This is a genomic window from Mucilaginibacter sp., from assembly GCF_028288205.1.
GTDB lineage: Bacteria > Bacteroidota > Bacteroidia > Sphingobacteriales > Sphingobacteriaceae > Mucilaginibacter.
Genome location: NZ_JAQBOD010000036.1, coordinates 52,606 through 69,112 on the forward strand (window position 1 = coordinate 52,606; position 16,507 = coordinate 69,112).

Genomic DNA, 16,507 nt, shown 5'->3' on the forward strand with positions numbered 1-16,507 from the left:
TAAGTAAACTTAGTAAAACTTATATAACATGCTGTTAATCATAAAGATAGTAATAAATTTACAAACTGCAAAATTTAAAATAACGTCGAAAATCAGGCATGGCATGCAAGAGGTCATCGGTTCGACTCCGATATTCTCCACTCAAGCACTTAATGTACCTGGTGTTCAGCTATTTAGCAACACACCAGGTACTTACTCCGACAAAACTCTGCCACAACATGCCAATTTCGGCGGCATGGAAAGCGCGGAAATCACCTACACAACACCCCGTTTAGTCAAAGGAAAAAACGTTGAAGCTGTACCGAAAGGTTCAACTAAATCCAAAGAGGAAGCTAAACAAAGCTGGTATGTGGAATTTTTCTTTCACAACCCCGGAACCAGCCAAATGGAAAGGTTCAGGTTCAGCAAGAACTTAAACCGGATAAAAGAACCAAAAGAAAAGCTTAACCTGTTCACGGAATTATTAGACACCTACAAAGATGCTTTGGACGGTGGCTGGAGCCCGATTGACGAAAAATCCAACGAAAAACTCAAACGGGAAATTGTATCACTCACCCTTGACAAAGGCAAAGGTTTGTTTGAGGCTTACCACAAAGCCAAAGGAACGAGGAAAAAATCCATTCAATCCTACCTATCCAAAGTCAAAGCCTTTATTAATTTCTATGGCGAACATAAAAAAGTAAACGAGATCACTGATTATGAAATTACCCATTTTCTAAACCATCATGAGCAAAGTCAAAAATGGAAAGGTGTGACCTACAACAACACGAGGATATGCCTTAATAACTATTTCAAGTATCTCAAAAAGAACAAATACATAGACATTAACCCGGTAACGGATACGGAAACTCGGACTAAAATAGCCACGGAATCACACCAGGTATTTTCTGACGCAGATTTTAAGTCAATTTTAGAATGGCTCCAAAATCACGATCCTTATATGCTCCTGTTCGTTAAGGCGATCTATTATACCTGCATCCGGCCAAAAGAGTTAAGATACCTACAACTTAAATACATCAACCTGGAGAGTAATACCATTACAATACCCGCTCATATCGCTAAAAATAAAAAATCTCTGCCTGTTAATATTGATGTCAGCTTTAGAAATGAATTAGATAAACTAAACGTTGCGAACTATCCCGGTGATTATTATTTGTTCGGCTCCACAAATACCATTGTAGGGCCAAACAGGATTGGGGAAAATACCCCATATAATCGTTTTCAGGTTTGCTTAAAAGCATTAAAACTGCTAAATAAGAACTATACCTTATACTCGGTAAAGCATCTATCAAACGTTAAAAAGTTTAAAGCAGGCTGGACGATTGCCGAAATATGTTCCGCTAACCGGCACAGCAGCTTAGTGGAAACAGAAACCTATCTAAAAGATTTACTAAAATTTGTCCAAACAGATAAGTTAATCCCCGCGATATAACTTATTTCCTCTTTCTAACGGGGCCCAAAAGGATTTGTGCCATGAACTTTTCCTTTTGGGACTTCTTTTTTAATTCCTTAGCCGGAAAATGAAGCGTATGAATTTCACTGATCTTCCTCGTAATATCGGAAAGCATAGGCAGCGATTGGATCAAGCTATCTAATTGCCGTTCCTTTTCGTCCAACTTAACAATCACTTCTATCAGCCTGCCGACAATTAATTTTAGCGGTATCTCTCCATGTTCGATTTGGGTTAACAACTCGTCAATTTGTAAATCTTGTTTTTTTGTTTGTTCCGGTAACATGGTAATTCCTTTTTGACAGGTAAAATTCCTTATAACGGGTTACCCGAACCGGCAGTTTTAAAAAAGGGTGAAATATTTAATCATGCACATCAATACGGGGTATTAGGTGTGTTCCTGTAATTAATTAAAATCTTTCACCAAACTTTTGGACTCCCATATCATATAAAACTATCCTCCCAACTTTGGCTTAAATTCTACAAGCCATGATAAACAACACCATCAATAAAGAAGCCGCAGGCTCAAAACTCACACCACAGGTCAAACGCATAAGGCAACAACCCCGCCATCCGATCCGGCGACTCTTACGCTCTTTTGAGCCGCTGGAAAAGTCCGATCAATCCACCAAACCAAAGGGCTGATAAGCTCAAAACCAACGATCAGTTTAATAACAGTACGGGTTCCGAAACGGCACCGGTAGGTGGCCGTTTCAAACGTGGCAGCGTTCAGCAAAGATGTATTTTTGTCCCCAAAAATATCTTTGCCGCCTGCTGCGGAGCTTACCGGGGTTCGGAACTCACCCCTTTTAGGAGCCTGAAACATCTTGTTTATGCCAAGAAAAAAAGCAGCAAACCAGGAAGCTTTATTAACCTGTTCCATAAGGACGAGAGTAACCGCAACCGTATGGAACAGATTGAAAAAGGTAATGGTTAAAAGCGATTGCCAAAGTATGGGTGAATTGGCCCGTAAGATCCTCTCCAAAGAAGAAATCAAATGCTTTTATATAGACGCTTCCCTGAATACGGCTATGGAAGAACTGGCCCTGATAAGAAAAGAGTTAAAAGCCATCGGCCATAACATCAACCAATTAACCAAAAGGTATCATAGCACACCTGATGAAAGCATAAAAGCCTTTTACACCCTGAAAGTTGCCGAACTCTACAAAGTTGTAGATGGAAAAGTGGATGAATTATTAGTGATCGTTTCTAAACTGGCTTTGAAATGGTTGCAAAGATAACGATAGGGAAAAGAATCCGGGGCATCCTGCACTACAACGAAAACAAGGTTAGCGCAGGGCAGGCACAATTGATTATGGCCAGCGGCTTTGCCGGGGAGATAGGGCAAATGAGTTTTGAAAACAAGCTGAAGCGTTTTGAAAATTTAATGATACTCAGCGAAAAGGTTAAAACCAATGCCTTGCATATTTCCCTCAACTTTGATGCAACTGAAAAACTGGACAACGCCAAGATGCAGGCCATCGCGGCATCCTATATGGACAAGATTGGCTTTGGCGACCAGCCATTCCTGGTTTACCGCCATAACGATGCTGCGCATCATCACATCCATATTGTCACCACCAACATACAGCCCTATAAAAAGCGGATTGAAACCCACAACATCGGGCTGCTCGTGTCCGAGCCGGCCCGCAAGCAGATCGAGCAGGAGTTTAACCTTGTTAAAGCCGAAAGCAAAGCGTTCAAAACCCAGGCGGCCATCAAACCCGCCGACCCCGAGAAAGCTATATATGGTCACCTGCCAACCAAACGGGCAATCAGCAATGTGGTGGGTGCCGTGGTCAGCCAGTATAAATTCACTTCGCTTGCGGAATTAAACGCTGTATTAAGGCAATTCAATGTCGTTGCAGACCGGGGAAAGGAAGATACCTTAATGTTTCAAAAAAAAGGGCTGATCTATTCCTTATTAGATAAAAACGATAACCCAATAGGTATTCCGATCAAAGCCAGCGCCTTTTACAGCAAGCCGACTTTAGCCAACCTGGAAAAGAAGTTTGAGCAAAATATCGAAAAACGGAAACCTTACCGCGAAGATTTGAAAGAAGAAATTGAAAAGGTTTTCAAAGCTTACCGGCAGATCACAAAAGAAACCTTCATCCGGGAACTGCAAAAGGAAAACATTCAGGCCATATTCCGGCAGAATGAACAAGGGCTTACCTACGGGGTAACATTTGTCGATAACACGAATAAAGCTGTGTTTAAAGGTAGTGACCTGAGCAAGAATTACAGCGCAAAAAACCTTACGGAAAGATTTAGCCAAACAGACCAGCCCTTTAAACGCACGACCCCGACAACCAACTACTTAAAAACAAATGAGCAGGCAGAGCAATACCTGAAACCAAGTGGCTTTGAGAAAATAATACAAACGCTTACGGGTAAATCTGCGGGAGATACCGCACCGCTTACACCACGAAAAAAGAGAAAGAAGAAAGAACAGGGTATGCACCTGTAACAGATTAAACCATAAACAGAAAGGATTTTTATGCAAACCGGGGAAGACCTGCAAGGATTACGTAAGATCATTGATTTTACAAGGCTAATCAGCATTTTTATATTGGCCATCCACTTTTATATAGCTTGTTATATTGCTTTTGAACAATGGCATTGGACGGCAACCATCACTACACGCATCATAACCAATATTGCCAAAACAGGGCTGTTTAGTAATATATGGAAGCCAAAATTGGCGGCTTTGCTATTCTTGCTGATCTCTTTAATAGGCGCAAAAGGCAGGAAAGAAGAAAAGATAGATAAGCGGGCCATTGCTGCATATATCATCAGCGGGTTATTGCTTTACTTTATCAGTATTCTTTGCTTCTATATCCAAACATCCGCTGCGATTATCACAACCTTATACATAGGCATAACAGCTATTGGTTATTTGTTGATCTTAACCGGTGGGACATTATTATCCCGCTTAATTAAGATCAGTTTACAAAATGATGTTTTCAATACCGAGAACGAGACGTTCCCCCAAGAAGAAAGATTGTTGGAAAATGAGTATTCCATTAACCTGCCTGCCGTCTATAATTTAAAAGGCAAGCTTCGTAAAAGCTGGATTAATTTCATCAACCCCTTTCGTGGCCTATTGGTAATAGGTACGCCAGGTGCCGGTAAATCTTATTTTGTTATAAGGCATATCATTGAACAGCATATCAAAAAAGGGTTCAGCATGTTCCTTTACGATTTTAAGTTTGATGATCTTTCTGTTTTGGTTTACAACGCCTTACTGAAATACCAGCATCACTATAAGGTTAAACCTACTTTTTGGGTGATCGACTTTGATAAAATCCAGCACCGGGGAAACCCGCTATATCCCGAAAGCATGGAAGATATTACAGACGCTTCAGAATCATCGAGGACGATCATGTTAGGGCTTAACCGGGACTGGATCAAAAAACAGGGGGATTTTTTTGTCGAAAGCCCGATCAATTTTTTAACCGCAATTATATGGTATCTGCGTAAATACAAGGATGGCAGGTATTGTACGGTTCCCCATGTAATTGAATTGGCCCAAATAGATTACGACCCGCTATTTGCCGTATTGCAAGAGGAAGAAGAAATCAAAGTATTGATCAATCCTTTTGTTTCGGCTTTCAGGAATAAAGCGAAGGAGCAATTAGAGGGGCAAATAGCCTCTGCTAAAATTGGGTTGGCGCGCCTTTCCTCTCCAAAGCTTTATTACGTATTGAGCGGGAATGATTTTACTTTAGACATCAACAATCCGTTAGCGCCCAAAATTGTATGTGTCGGTAATAACCCGCAGAAATCACAGGTTTATGGCGCGGTTCTTTCACTTTATATTTCAAGGATGATAAAATTGGCCAACTGCAAGGGCCAAATGAAAAGCAGCTTGATATTCGATGAGTTTCCGACCATTTATTTTAATAACATGGATAGCCTGATTGCAACGGCCCGTTCCAATAAAGTAGCGACAACCTTAGCTGTTCAGGATTATAGCCAACTCAAAAAGGACTATGGGCATGACCAGGCCGAAGTGATCATGAATATTGTTGGAAATGTAATCAGCGGCCAGGTGAACGGTGATACAGCGAAACAATTATCTGAACGGTTCGGAAAGATCGTACAGGACAGGCAAAGCATCTCCATCAATAGTGAGGATACTTCAACAAGCAGGTCAACGCAATTAGACTATGCGATACCGGCTTCAAAGATCGCTTCACTATCGTCCGGCCAGTTTGCGGGTATGGTAGCGGACGACCCGGATAATAAGATTGCCTTAAAGGTGTTTCATAATGAAATTCAAAACGATCACGAAGCATTAAAAAAGGCAGATAGCAGGAACAAACCAATACCCACAGTTAAAAATGTGACTGATGAGGAGATCATGGAAAATTATAAAAGGATAAAAAATGAAATTGAGGACCTTATCAATTGTGAACTCACCTTATTAAAAGCAAAGGATATTTTAGAGGAAGCAGAACAAGGATCAGAGGCAGAACCGCCGGAAAATGAATCATCAAACGGACACGCAATCTCTATGTGATAAATTCCTTTTTTATAAATTCCTTCAAAATAATTTTGATTTTCGTTATCTTCGTTTGATGTTTTCTAACACATGCGAAAAGGAAAGGACTTAAAAGCTGAATGGAACGCTTTCGTTGAAAACGGGAGCGAACAGGCTTTTTATAATCTTTATGATCATTACCACGATTACCTGCTTTATATCGGTATCCAGAAAGAAATGCCGATGGAAAAGGTTAAGGATTGTATAAATGATCTCTTTCTATATGTTTTTGAAAACCGTTTAAAGTTGCACACGGTTAACCACCACCATAATTACCTCGTCACTATTTTTTTACGCAGCCTGTTCCGCAAAGAGCATTTCAGCAGTTCGGAAAGTTTGACATTTGATGAAGAACAAACCCCGGATATGCCCGCTTATCCATCTGCCGAAGCCTTATATATTCAACAAAACGTCCAGGAACAAGTTGCTCAAACCCTGAAAAAATATATGGACAAGCTTTCGGTAAGCCAATCCCGAATGATCTATCAGAAATTCTATTTGGGTCTGACTTATGAGGAAATTGCGCAGGCCAACGGCGTTTCGGTCAAGACGGTTTATAATACCATTTTGCAGGCGGTAGCGAAACTCAAAAAGCTGATAGGCACCCAACATATCGGCACCCTTGCCGTTACTATTTCTTTGCTCGGCACGCTTATTTTATTTTTCTTCAAAATTTCATAGGAATAAATCAAGCTTTCTACTCTATTGTCCGGTATTTAAATTAATCAAATGCAGGACACGGACGTTGCACAATTTATTAATCAGGAAAGTTTTCTGAATTATTGTTTTAACAGGAACGATGAAGATGTGCGGTATTGGGAAAAATGGCTGATCGAAAATCCCGAGCATGTTTTACAGGTAGAGGCCATGAAACAGATACTGATCCTCATGGCCCAGGAATCGCGCGGGAGGTTAAAACAGCAGCATTTTTCAGAGCTTCAGGAAAAGATAAAACAATCATCGTCCCCACAAATCATTAAAAAAATTAGCCTTTGGCCCCGCTACGCTGTCGCTGCATCAATATTATTATTTCTTTCCATCGGCGGTTACTATATATTTCATAAGCAACCTACCCAACAAACAGCCCAAATCCAAAAACAGGATATCGCTCCTGGCGGCAATAAGGCCATCCTCACTTTAGCCAACGGTCAGAGACTAATTTTAACCGGGGCTAAAAATGGCCTGTTAGCCAATCAAGGCAACACGACGATCAATAAAACAGCAGACGGTAAGGTCGTTTATAATGCTGCTGCATCCGAGAGTGATAAAGTGATATACAACACCATGACAACACCTCGTGGTGGACAATACCACCTCACTTTAGTGGATGGTACAGACGTATGGCTCAATGCGATGTCATCTATTAAATATCCTACAGCATTTACAGGTAAAGATCGTCAAGTCGAAATTACGGGCGAAGCTTATTTTGAAGTGGCGCATAATCCCGCCAAGCCCTTCCGCATAATGTCAAGTGGTCAGACAGTCGAAGTGTTGGGGACGCATTTTAATGTCAATGGATATCCAGATGAATCAGAGACCAAAACTACATTAATTCAAGGAAGTGTTAAAGTAACCAAAACGGGAACGAATGAAACTAATATTCTAAAGCCGGGACAACAAGCAATCCTAAGTGACAGGCTGTTCGCAATTTCCAATGTGAAGACAGATGATGCAATAGCCTGGAAAAACGGCTATTTTATGTTTAACAATGAACCGCTGGAAAGTGTCATGCGCAAGATATCCCGGTGGTATGACGTAGATATTGAATATAGGGATAGCGGGCTTAAAAAAGAAAACACCTATGGGTCTTTAAGCAGATTCAGCGATGTTTCTAAAGTGTTGAAGTTGTTGGAATTGACAGGTGCTGTTAAATTTCATATCGCAGGAAATAAGATCATCGTAAGCAAAAATTAACCCTGAATATCAATTTAAACTTTAAAAACCCAAACAAAATGGAGAAAAAAAAGAAAGGAAATTAAACAACAGAAACAAGGGACAGGAAAAAGAAAAAGGAGTGCTCGACACACCCCTCTTTCAAATACCTGTTTAACCTTCCCGGAAACCGGGAGAACAATTGGGAAACAATAATTCATTTATTAAACAAGCTTATCAAATGTATAAAATTTACGTTAAAATTTTATGTCAGCATTCACGCTACATACAAAAATTCTTATTAGTCATGAAGTTAGCCGCTATTATATTAATCGCCACGTTCATGCAAGTGAGCGCAGCTACCTTTGGCCAGCAGCTTACCTTAAATCAAAAGAAAGTCACGATAGATGAGGTGTTCCGTCAAATACGGAAACAAACTGGTTATGACGTATTGCTTATCGGTTCAAAGATCAATACTGAAAACACGATTGATGCGAAATTTAACCAAGCGCCTTTAAAAGAGGTCTTGGATAATATTTTATCGGGTAAGGAATTGTCCTATACCATTGACGATAAAACCATCGTCATCAGGGAAAAAGAACCCACCATCTTCGATAAAATTAAATCAATCCTCTCGCAGATAACGGTCACCGGGAAAATAACCGATGAAAAAAATCAGCCACTTCCCGGTGCTACTGTGCAGGTCAAAGGAAAAAGCAATGTAACTATTGCCGACAAAGATGGCGTTTTCAATTTGTCTAATATAGATGAAAATGCCGTTTTGATAATCAGCGTTGTTGGTTATGAAAAGGTAGAGATACCGGTGAATGGCAAAACAACCATTAATATCAGCCTGAAAGCTAAGGTCAGTGCCTTGGATGAAGTGGTGGTAGGGGGTAATGTAGTACCGATAACCAGGCGGGCGGATATCAACGCAACCGATGTCATTACCTCGCAGCAACTGGAAAATTCGCCTGTTCAGAAATTGGATCAAATCTTTCAGGGATTAGTACCTGGGGTGGCATCTCCCGATAGAGGATCTGTTTCTACTTTTAATGGAATTGGACTTTCGATCAGGGGTTCCAATGGCATAGCAAGCCCAACACCAATTAAAGTATATATAGATGGTATTGAGCTGGCGGCTGGCTCCACATTCCTGGAAAATTTTGATAAATCTCTGATTGACCATATTGAAATTACCCGTGGCCCAAGCGCCTCAACTTTATACGGATCAGGGGCCAGCAGCGGGATCATTCAGATTTTTACCAAAAAAGGCGTTGATATTAACCAATTGAATTTACAGGTATCAGGCGGTACTATTGAATCCAAATACATCAAAGGTCCGGTATTCCAGCAAGTGCATAACATCAGTTATGAAGGCGGTAAAAAAGATGCATTTACTTTTAACATCGGTGGTAATTATAGTACTTATGGTAATTATATTCCTGATGCAGACGAAAAAGATCGGTCTATCTTCGCTTCAGCCAAAAGTGTCGGCGGTCCTGTACAGATCGGCTTTACGTTAAACTATTCGAACGTCGATAACGGAGTTGGAACCAACCCTATTTTAAGCGACAATATATATCCTGCCGCTGTTCGTAATATCGACAAGGTACGTTATACAACCAATGATCGCCTTTTGGGAACAGATCTAAATTTTAAATTTGCAAAATGGTGGCAGAACACCATAGTTTTAGGCCAGGATTACCAGGAATGGATTTCCAAGAGTACACTTCCAACGGTAACAAAAACTTATAATTACTATGATTATCAGTACAATACATCCAGTATCCGTTATAACAACGCCATCAATATTTTACCGGATTCATCGGCATTTAAATTCAATATTATCAGCGGATTGGAATATAAATATCTTTTATTGAATACTGTGACGGCGACAGGTACCTCTGCCCCTATAGATGGCTCTGGCACTTATTCAAGCGTGGGTATCAACAGACAACCTCAAAAATCTACTGGTTATTTTATACAGCTGGCACCTTCTTATAAAAATGTACTTTTTTTCAATGCTGCAGTACGATTTGAAAATAATAGCCTATTTGGAAATAATTACGGCACAGCTGTTTCGCCAAGGATTGGTGTAACCGGAAATTTTCATATAGGTAACGACCTTACCCTTAAGCCCCGGATCACTTATGGAAAAGGGACAACGCCACCTCAATTATATTATAAAACAGGTAGTATAGGTGCCACTTCGGTAATATTGCCAAATCCGGATATACGACCACAGTATCAGCAGGGATTTGACTACGGGTTAGACGGCTTTTTACTTAACAACCGATTAAGGTTTAATATTACCTATTACAATCAAAAAGCAAAGGATTTATTTGTTGAACCAAGTTTAGGGAAAGACACTTTAGGAAGAGCGCTTTATCAATACACCAATCTTCAGTCCGCTATTAATACGGGCTATGAAACTGAACTAACTTATCATACGCAGCATCTGAATTTTACAGGAACTTTTTCCATTATCAATAGTAAAGTAGGTGACCTTGGGGCAAATTATACCGGAACCTATGTTACCGGTCAACAATTGGTCGGCACCACCAACAGGACGGCTGGTTTAAATATCAATTACAGCTTCTTCAAATTATTTAAAGGAGACGCGGGTGGCGCTATTGCAATGAACCTATCTTATATGAATGGGGTTTATACGTATGATTACCTGGGATATTATAAATATGCCTTTGGTCATGACGGTGATCCCAGGGGCAGTAACCTTAATAATTACCTGACTACCTACCAACCCGTAACCAAGCTGCAACTTTCCATGAACTATAGGCTGAATCAAAAGCTTTCCTGCTTTTTCCAGGCAAATAACCTGACCAATAGCAATCGCCCGGAATATCAAAATATTACCCCATTAAAAGGTAGAACTATGTTATTTGGTATTCGTTCAGCACTTAATTTCAAACAGCAGTAAATCAAATAGAAATTATGCAAACATCTTATAAGATAGCAAAATGCTGTGTTAGTGTCATTATTATTTGTCTCCTTTTTACGGTTGTAGTCCAGGCACAAAAAAGGCCCTATACGGTAAATGATATGTTAAACCTGGAAAGTTATTGCCCTTGTAATCTATCACCTGACGGTCAATGGTTAACTGTTGCCCACACCCCATCACCCGTACAAAGGTATTACAATGATCATACCTATTTCCCCGATGCAGATAATGAGTTATTACTGTTTGCTCCAGCAACTAAACAAACTGTTAATGTTACCAAATTATTGCCGGACAGCTCTGCTGCCTGGGGGCCTTCCTGGTCTCCGGGCAGTGATAAGCTGGCTTTCTTATCCCTGACAAGGGATGCACCCAACTGTGATATACGCTGTTATATTCGTCAAACGAAGAAGATCGTCACCTTAAAAGGATATGCCACTTTTGACCACACAGCTATTACATGGGTAAGCGATACGGAAGTCGTATTGCCGGTTTACAACACAAAAGATCTGAATTATTCCTCTGTTTCCCTTGCCATCGATGTGGACAAGGCTACTCCAAGGATAGCCGCTAAAGGCTGGCGGGATCAGATAGTGGGCAGGAACAACAGTGCAAGTGTGCTGAACAGCGACACGGTGGTGAACTATATTTCCGATTTAAGAAAAGCAATTTTGGTAAAATGGAACGTACAGGATAACCGGGTTTGGGTACTGGAAACCGTATCTATGGATAATAGCAGTTCCAAGATTTATTTTTCTGCTGATAAGAAAAACATCGCAGTGCCGGTATTGCGTAAACTACAGCCGCTTGGTTCTGTAAAATTACTTCACCTGTTTGATAACAAAGCATTCGGGCTGGTCATCTATCGGAATGGGCGTAAGGTAGTTTCTAAAAAGTTGGACAGCATCAAACAGATCGCACCTCAAAGCCTACAATGGTCACCCGACGGGAATCAAATCGCTTTTACGGGTACTTGTTCAGAAGTTCCGTTGACTGCTAATGGATTATACAAGATCGAAAAAAAACAAGGTTCTCCTTCATCGTATGATAAATTGGCTGATTTCTCAGGTGGCCCCTCAGAGATTTGGATTTATGATATCAGGCAGGATTTGCTTAATAAAATTCAGCCAAATAATATAAATCTGTTTAAAGAGAAAAAATGGTACAATTATATATCGCTGAAATATAAATGGGGCACCGACAATCGATTAGTTGTCTATGGGAAGAATGAGGGATCGCCAAGGAATGATTGGTGGCATATTGACGATAAAACGACCTGTCTTACCTGTAAATTTAAAAATGCGCTTATTGATCTGCAGGCTATTAATAACGGATGGATAGGAATAAGTCAGGACAGTTTATGGAAAATAGCTATTAATGGCCTGGAAGTAAAAAATATTTCCCATAAGATTAAGATATCTTTTACATCGTTATTACCCATTGCCGGGCTTGATTCCGGTAAAATATTGGTCAGATTAAAGACCCCAGGCAAAGAAAACGAAACAGTAGCATTATTGAATACGGCCAATGAACAAATAGAAAGAAAATTGGTCAGTCCTGCGCTTAATACTGTGTTAAATGATTATAATGACCGAAGCCACGCAGTGGTCTATAGCAGGACAGACACTACGGGCTCGACAGTCTGGATCGGCAAGGATAACAAAAGTGAAGTCCGTTTTCAGGCCAACCAATGGCTGAAAGAGATCATCAATCCGGAAAAACGTTCTTTTAACTATGTGTCCACAGACCGGGATACGCTCAGGGCCTGGTTATTATTGCCTGCCGGATACCGAAAAGGACAAAAAGCACCATTAATTACTTGGGTTTATCAAGGGATAATCCAGCCAAACACCTCTTTGAATATTAATGAAATATCCAGATTCGTGCATGACAATCAGCAATTTTTTGCCGCAAAAGGCTATGCGGTGCTGTTCCCCTCCATGCCTGGACATAGTGGTGACATGAATAATATGGTTAACAATGTAATGCCTGCAGTGGATAGCGTGATTGCAATGGGTATCGCCGATCCTGAAAAATTAGTAGTGGCAGGTCAAAGCGGCGGCGGTTTTTCTACTTATGGCATAATTACCCAAACCAACCGATTTAAGTCTGCTATATCCATGAATGGTGTGTCTGATTACCTAACCCAATATTTGACCTTTAATACTCGGTACAGATATGGGGATTACCCATTGAATGATATTTTCAATATCTCTTATTCAGAAAGTGGGGCGCATGGTTTCGGTAGCACACCCTGGGGGAATTTACAGACGTACATACAAAACAGCCCAGTATTTTTCGCGGACCGGGTAAAAACTCCTGTGTTGATTATGCAGGGCGATCTCGACTATGTATCCATATTGAATGGAGAGGAATTTTATACCGCACTTTACAGGATGGGGAAAAAAGCACGTTTTGTAAGGTATTGGGGCGAAGACCACGTTTTTCAAAGCCCGGCCAATATCAGGCATATGTGGAATGAAATCGATAAATGGTTAAAGGAAACGGGATGTGCACCGGAGATTAAACCATGATTAGATAAATGCTAACAAGGAAATAAAATCATCGGGAAATGATGATAATGGATGCTTATAGGCTCCTGTTTGCCGGTTTCGATTTGGTGATTCTGTTGTTATTATACGTTATTATAAAAATGATTTGGAACCGTTTAAACGGCAAAGATGAGTTGGACGGTATCCTTTAATAAATACTCTTAGTTCTTCGTTTCTTCATTACGTTAAATGAGGTCAGTTAATAGTTAATTTAATGATTAAAGCGCCCGTTGACGGAGCGGCGGGCCTTTTTTAAATTTAAAAAAATGCCTATGATATAGAGTCTAAACGCTTATAAATCTACTATACCTATGAAATACGAATTAGAAACACTTGAAACACTGGCCGGGGAATGGGCGGTTAATCAGACTTTGACCACGTTGGGTGAACAAAAGAAATCGTTCATTGATGAAGCCTGGCGAACTAAAAAGGCGATTATTCATAACCTGTTGCTGCAAAAAAACCAAACACTTTTACACACTTACTTTACAATTCACATGCAGAAGCTTGTTGAGTTATGCGATAAAGTATTTGATGCCGTTGGACAAGACACGGCCCATTCAGTAGTTATTGCTATCCTTGATCTCTTAGATGCATTAAAAAAAGCGGTACCGGGTTTAATTGACCGGGATCTGGCGTTACCAAAAGCATTCCGGGTAATACAAGGTAAACGCCTGGCAGATGAATGGGAGCAATTATTACCCAAGTTGAAGAACATTGGCGCAACCCCTGAATTGTTAGAGATCGCTGTATTACCTTTCGAGGAATTTAGTTCTTTAAAATTGAAACTTTCCTGGTTTCATTATATCTGGCTAAAACAATATCTCTATGAATTGGATAATCTTGATTTTAGCAAATTTGAACCTTACCCCTCTGCTGTACATCTTATCCATGAATGTCTGATCCGGCTGGATTTTAATCATTCGCGGTTTATGGCTTATTGTTGCAAAGTGATAAGGGAAAGCACTGACCAGTTTGAGGAGCCAAAAGAACAGCTTTTGGTATTGAGTATGTCCCGGAAAATTATCAGGCAATTCCCGATGATTTCAGGTGAACCGTTTTATCAGAAGAAACAATCCATTATCAAAGATTTAATCAAATGGGTTGATGAAGAAACCGATTTCAGGAGCGTTTATGATTTGGGAATATTCGCTAGTATCGGCAAAAAAGTACCGGTTAATCCTTACAAATTCATCTATGATATGACATTAGAGCAACTTGCCTTTTGGAAAAAACTGCAATACGACCATAAATTATATATTGAAGATAATTTGGATAGTTTCAGTATAAAGATCGCCTATAATTCATCCACCAGGAACAAAGATGAATTATCCATCGGCAGTATCACATCCAAATTGTATTCAAAGGATCATAAGGTCATAAGCCCCGTATATGAACTGATATTGGCCATGTTTACCACCATGCAGCCGATTATGGAACTATTACAAAAAATGTTGGACGATTTAAAGCCTTTTATGGCTTAATATATTTTCCCAAGTGCGCCGCCTCTATGAAATCAATATATTCCGTTAATATCCGGTAGTTAAAGCCGGGCATTTGAAGCAGGTCACTGGGCTGGTGCTCCAGTAATTCCGCGAGGGTGTTAAAGCCCAACTGCCCGGTTTTGATTTTAAATTCCTCAGAAAAGGCCAATTGTCCGATTGGCTGATTTAAAACAGGTTCATCAAATGTAGCAGGCATAGCACAAATCTAATGCTTACCGTTCCGTAGTAAGCCTGTTAAACGATATAGCACGGAACGCAGCCATATCTGTTTAAGAGGTACCGCGAAGCACCTAACACACAAGATAAGCCGCGCCCGCGCTATAACGCAGGCGATCAGCCTATTTTCCTTGTGTGTTTAAAAATTCGCGGTTTCCTTAAACAAGTAAAATAGCCGTTCGCTATAATATTTTATACGTCCAAATATAACAAAATCAACTCGATTTTGCCCTTTCCCAATCTTGCCAACCAACTACCACCCTAATCCCACTTGACTACTATAAGGAATAATCCTTGTTTTGAAAAATTAACCAACAGTAAAATAATGTGCCTATGATGAAATGATACACGTCGTTGCTTTGTTTAAACTGCCGCTCGGTTGCGACAGGCAAAGCGCAATTATCTAAATGTTTTTACCTATGCTAAAAGTGTATGCGAAGCAGCAATATGTATTGCTGGAAGATGAGTTAGAACAAATAGCGATCAACAATCCTGAACCTTTAAACCGCATGACCTCTGCATTGCGTTCTGTCAGGAAATCCCTTGAAGACCTTTTCGGTTATATTACTAAAGATCCTTTCAAGGACAAAAATGAAGAAGTACATTTCTTCAAATCAATCAAACCACGGTTTTATGCGCATTATATTTTTGAGGTGGCTTTATATAACTTGGTTACAGGAAAGCCCCGTGTTGACGAGGAACAGCTTCGGGCCTATTATATGGATGAATTGCAATTTATCCAGCGCACATTCCGGCAACACGCTTTTCTTTATCAATATTACCGCCTCGGCGCGACTGAACTGGACGAACTCTATTTCGTCAGAGGTGAAGAAGTACAAAGCGTATTGATCCCGGAAGTACCCAAACTGGATAACAGCTTTTCAACGAGCGGTGATTACCTGTTTTCAAAATTTAAAGCGTATGAAATGTTACAGGAGCATATCGCCCACGAACTGGCGAATATCCGAAAGCCGGAACGGTCCCCGTTTGTGCGCCCTGGCAAGAACAGCGAACCGCTGAAATGGACTGGCGAACAAGTAAACGCTATCGAAGTTGGTTACGGTTTATGGTTATCCGGCCAATTGAATGATGGTAACGCTTCTTTAGCCGATATTATGTACTGGTTGAGCCAAAGCCTGGATATTGACCTTAGCCGGCATACCCGTCGCTTTGACGAGATCAAGGGCCGGAAGTTGGTTAGCCAAACTCGGTTCACCGACCAGATGCGGGATGCTATCCGAACTCATATTGACGATGCGAACGCATTACAGCCAAATGGGTTCCGCAGGGCCAAACGAACAAACTCAAAGACAGGGCTTTAACAAAAATCTTTCACCGCATTTTTGGACTGCCGGTTATCCCACCGCGCTCCGGGCAACTTTGCCTTATCAAAACCTGCCGTAATGT

The 16,507-nt window shown here is 40.5% G+C and carries 12 protein-coding genes; 10 read left to right on the top strand and 2 right to left on the bottom strand.

The window, feature by feature from the left end:
- Positions 1–28: 28 nt before the first annotated feature.
- The gene (locus tag JWR23_RS07735; protein WP_299515054.1) at positions 29–1,432 is read left to right on the top strand and encodes a site-specific integrase; all 1,404 of its coding nucleotides are present in this window, start codon (positions 29–31) and stop codon (positions 1,430–1,432) included.
- A 1-nt stretch (position 1,433) separates the two neighbouring features.
- On the opposite strand, the gene JWR23_RS07740 is transcribed toward JWR23_RS07735, so the two are convergent.
- Positions 1,434–1,736 carry a hypothetical protein gene (locus JWR23_RS07740; protein WP_299515057.1) on the bottom strand — a complete coding sequence of 101 codons (303 nt, stop codon included), beginning with the start codon at positions 1,734–1,736 and terminating at the stop codon, positions 1,434–1,436.
- A gap of 547 nt (positions 1,737–2,283) precedes the next feature.
- Here JWR23_RS07740 and JWR23_RS07745 point away from each other — a divergent pair.
- The 8 genes from JWR23_RS07745 to JWR23_RS07780 all read left to right on the top strand — a co-directional run bounded on the left by JWR23_RS07745 (position 2,284) and on the right by JWR23_RS07780 (position 14,863).
- Entirely contained in the window at positions 2,284–2,691 is a 408-nt protein-coding gene (locus JWR23_RS07745) for a mobilization protein (RefSeq protein WP_299515060.1), read from the top strand.
- Complete coding sequence (locus JWR23_RS07750) at positions 2,676–3,920, top strand: relaxase/mobilization nuclease domain-containing protein (RefSeq protein ID WP_299515062.1); 1,245 nt, start codon at positions 2,676–2,678, stop codon at positions 3,918–3,920. Before JWR23_RS07745 ends, JWR23_RS07750 begins: the two co-directional genes overlap by 16 nt.
- 30 nt (positions 3,921–3,950) lie before the next feature.
- Positions 3,951–5,975 carry a conjugal transfer protein MobC gene (gene mobC, locus JWR23_RS07755; protein WP_299515064.1) on the top strand — a complete coding sequence of 675 codons (2,025 nt, stop codon included), beginning with the start codon at positions 3,951–3,953 and terminating at the stop codon, positions 5,973–5,975.
- 72 nt (positions 5,976–6,047) lie between these two features.
- Positions 6,048–6,677, top strand: coding sequence for a sigma-70 family RNA polymerase sigma factor (locus JWR23_RS07760; protein ID WP_299515066.1), 630 nt, complete (start codon positions 6,048–6,050; stop codon positions 6,675–6,677).
- 48 nt (positions 6,678–6,725) lie between these two features.
- On the top strand, positions 6,726–7,910 hold the full coding sequence (locus JWR23_RS07765) for a FecR family protein (protein ID WP_299515068.1): 1,185 nt from the start codon (positions 6,726–6,728) through the stop codon (positions 7,908–7,910).
- A gap of 265 nt (positions 7,911–8,175) precedes the next feature.
- Positions 8,176–10,809 (top strand): SusC/RagA family TonB-linked outer membrane protein, encoded by a 2,634-nt coding sequence (locus tag JWR23_RS07770; RefSeq protein ID WP_299515070.1) that lies wholly within the window; start codon positions 8,176–8,178, stop codon positions 10,807–10,809.
- Positions 10,810–10,823: 14 nt separating this feature from the next.
- Entirely contained in the window at positions 10,824–13,361 is a 2,538-nt protein-coding gene (locus tag JWR23_RS07775; RefSeq protein ID WP_299515072.1) for a prolyl oligopeptidase family serine peptidase, read from the top strand.
- A gap of 329 nt (positions 13,362–13,690) precedes the next feature.
- Positions 13,691–14,863, top strand: coding sequence for a hypothetical protein (locus JWR23_RS07780; protein WP_299515075.1), 1,173 nt, complete (start codon positions 13,691–13,693; stop codon positions 14,861–14,863).
- Here JWR23_RS07780 and JWR23_RS07785 read toward each other — a convergent pair.
- Positions 14,853–15,080, bottom strand: coding sequence for a hypothetical protein (locus tag JWR23_RS07785; RefSeq protein ID WP_299515077.1), 228 nt, complete (start codon positions 15,078–15,080; stop codon positions 14,853–14,855). The genes JWR23_RS07780 and JWR23_RS07785 overlap by 11 nt on opposite strands.
- A gap of 439 nt (positions 15,081–15,519) precedes the next feature.
- Here JWR23_RS07785 and JWR23_RS07790 point away from each other — a divergent pair, with 439 nt between their 5' ends.
- The gene (locus JWR23_RS07790; protein ID WP_299515079.1) at positions 15,520–16,422 is read left to right on the top strand and encodes an RteC domain-containing protein; all 903 of its coding nucleotides are present in this window, start codon (positions 15,520–15,522) and stop codon (positions 16,420–16,422) included.
- Positions 16,423–16,507: the final 85 nt, after the last annotated feature.

What these genes read in the sequence shown, in the direction of transcription:
- JWR23_RS07735 (WP_299515054.1), top strand. Translation starts at nt 29, where the DNA reads ATGCTGTTAATCATAAAGATAGTAATAAATTTACAAACTGCAAAATTT.
- JWR23_RS07740 (WP_299515057.1), bottom strand. Translation starts at nt 1,736, where the DNA reads ATGTTACCGGAACAAACAAAAAAACAAGATTTACAAATTGACGAGTTG.
- JWR23_RS07745 (WP_299515060.1), top strand. Translation starts at nt 2,284, where the DNA reads ATGCCAAGAAAAAAAGCAGCAAACCAGGAAGCTTTATTAACCTGTTCC.
- JWR23_RS07750 (WP_299515062.1), top strand. Translation starts at nt 2,676, where the DNA reads ATGGTTGCAAAGATAACGATAGGGAAAAGAATCCGGGGCATCCTGCAC.
- mobC (WP_299515064.1), top strand. Translation starts at nt 3,951, where the DNA reads ATGCAAACCGGGGAAGACCTGCAAGGATTACGTAAGATCATTGATTTT.
- JWR23_RS07760 (WP_299515066.1), top strand. Translation starts at nt 6,048, where the DNA reads ATGCGAAAAGGAAAGGACTTAAAAGCTGAATGGAACGCTTTCGTTGAA.
- JWR23_RS07765 (WP_299515068.1), top strand. Translation starts at nt 6,726, where the DNA reads ATGCAGGACACGGACGTTGCACAATTTATTAATCAGGAAAGTTTTCTG.
- JWR23_RS07770 (WP_299515070.1), top strand. Translation starts at nt 8,176, where the DNA reads ATGAAGTTAGCCGCTATTATATTAATCGCCACGTTCATGCAAGTGAGC.
- JWR23_RS07775 (WP_299515072.1), top strand. Translation starts at nt 10,824, where the DNA reads ATGCAAACATCTTATAAGATAGCAAAATGCTGTGTTAGTGTCATTATT.
- JWR23_RS07780 (WP_299515075.1), top strand. Translation starts at nt 13,691, where the DNA reads ATGAAATACGAATTAGAAACACTTGAAACACTGGCCGGGGAATGGGCG.
- JWR23_RS07785 (WP_299515077.1), bottom strand. Translation starts at nt 15,080, where the DNA reads ATGCCTGCTACATTTGATGAACCTGTTTTAAATCAGCCAATCGGACAA.
- JWR23_RS07790 (WP_299515079.1), top strand. Translation starts at nt 15,520, where the DNA reads ATGCTAAAAGTGTATGCGAAGCAGCAATATGTATTGCTGGAAGATGAG.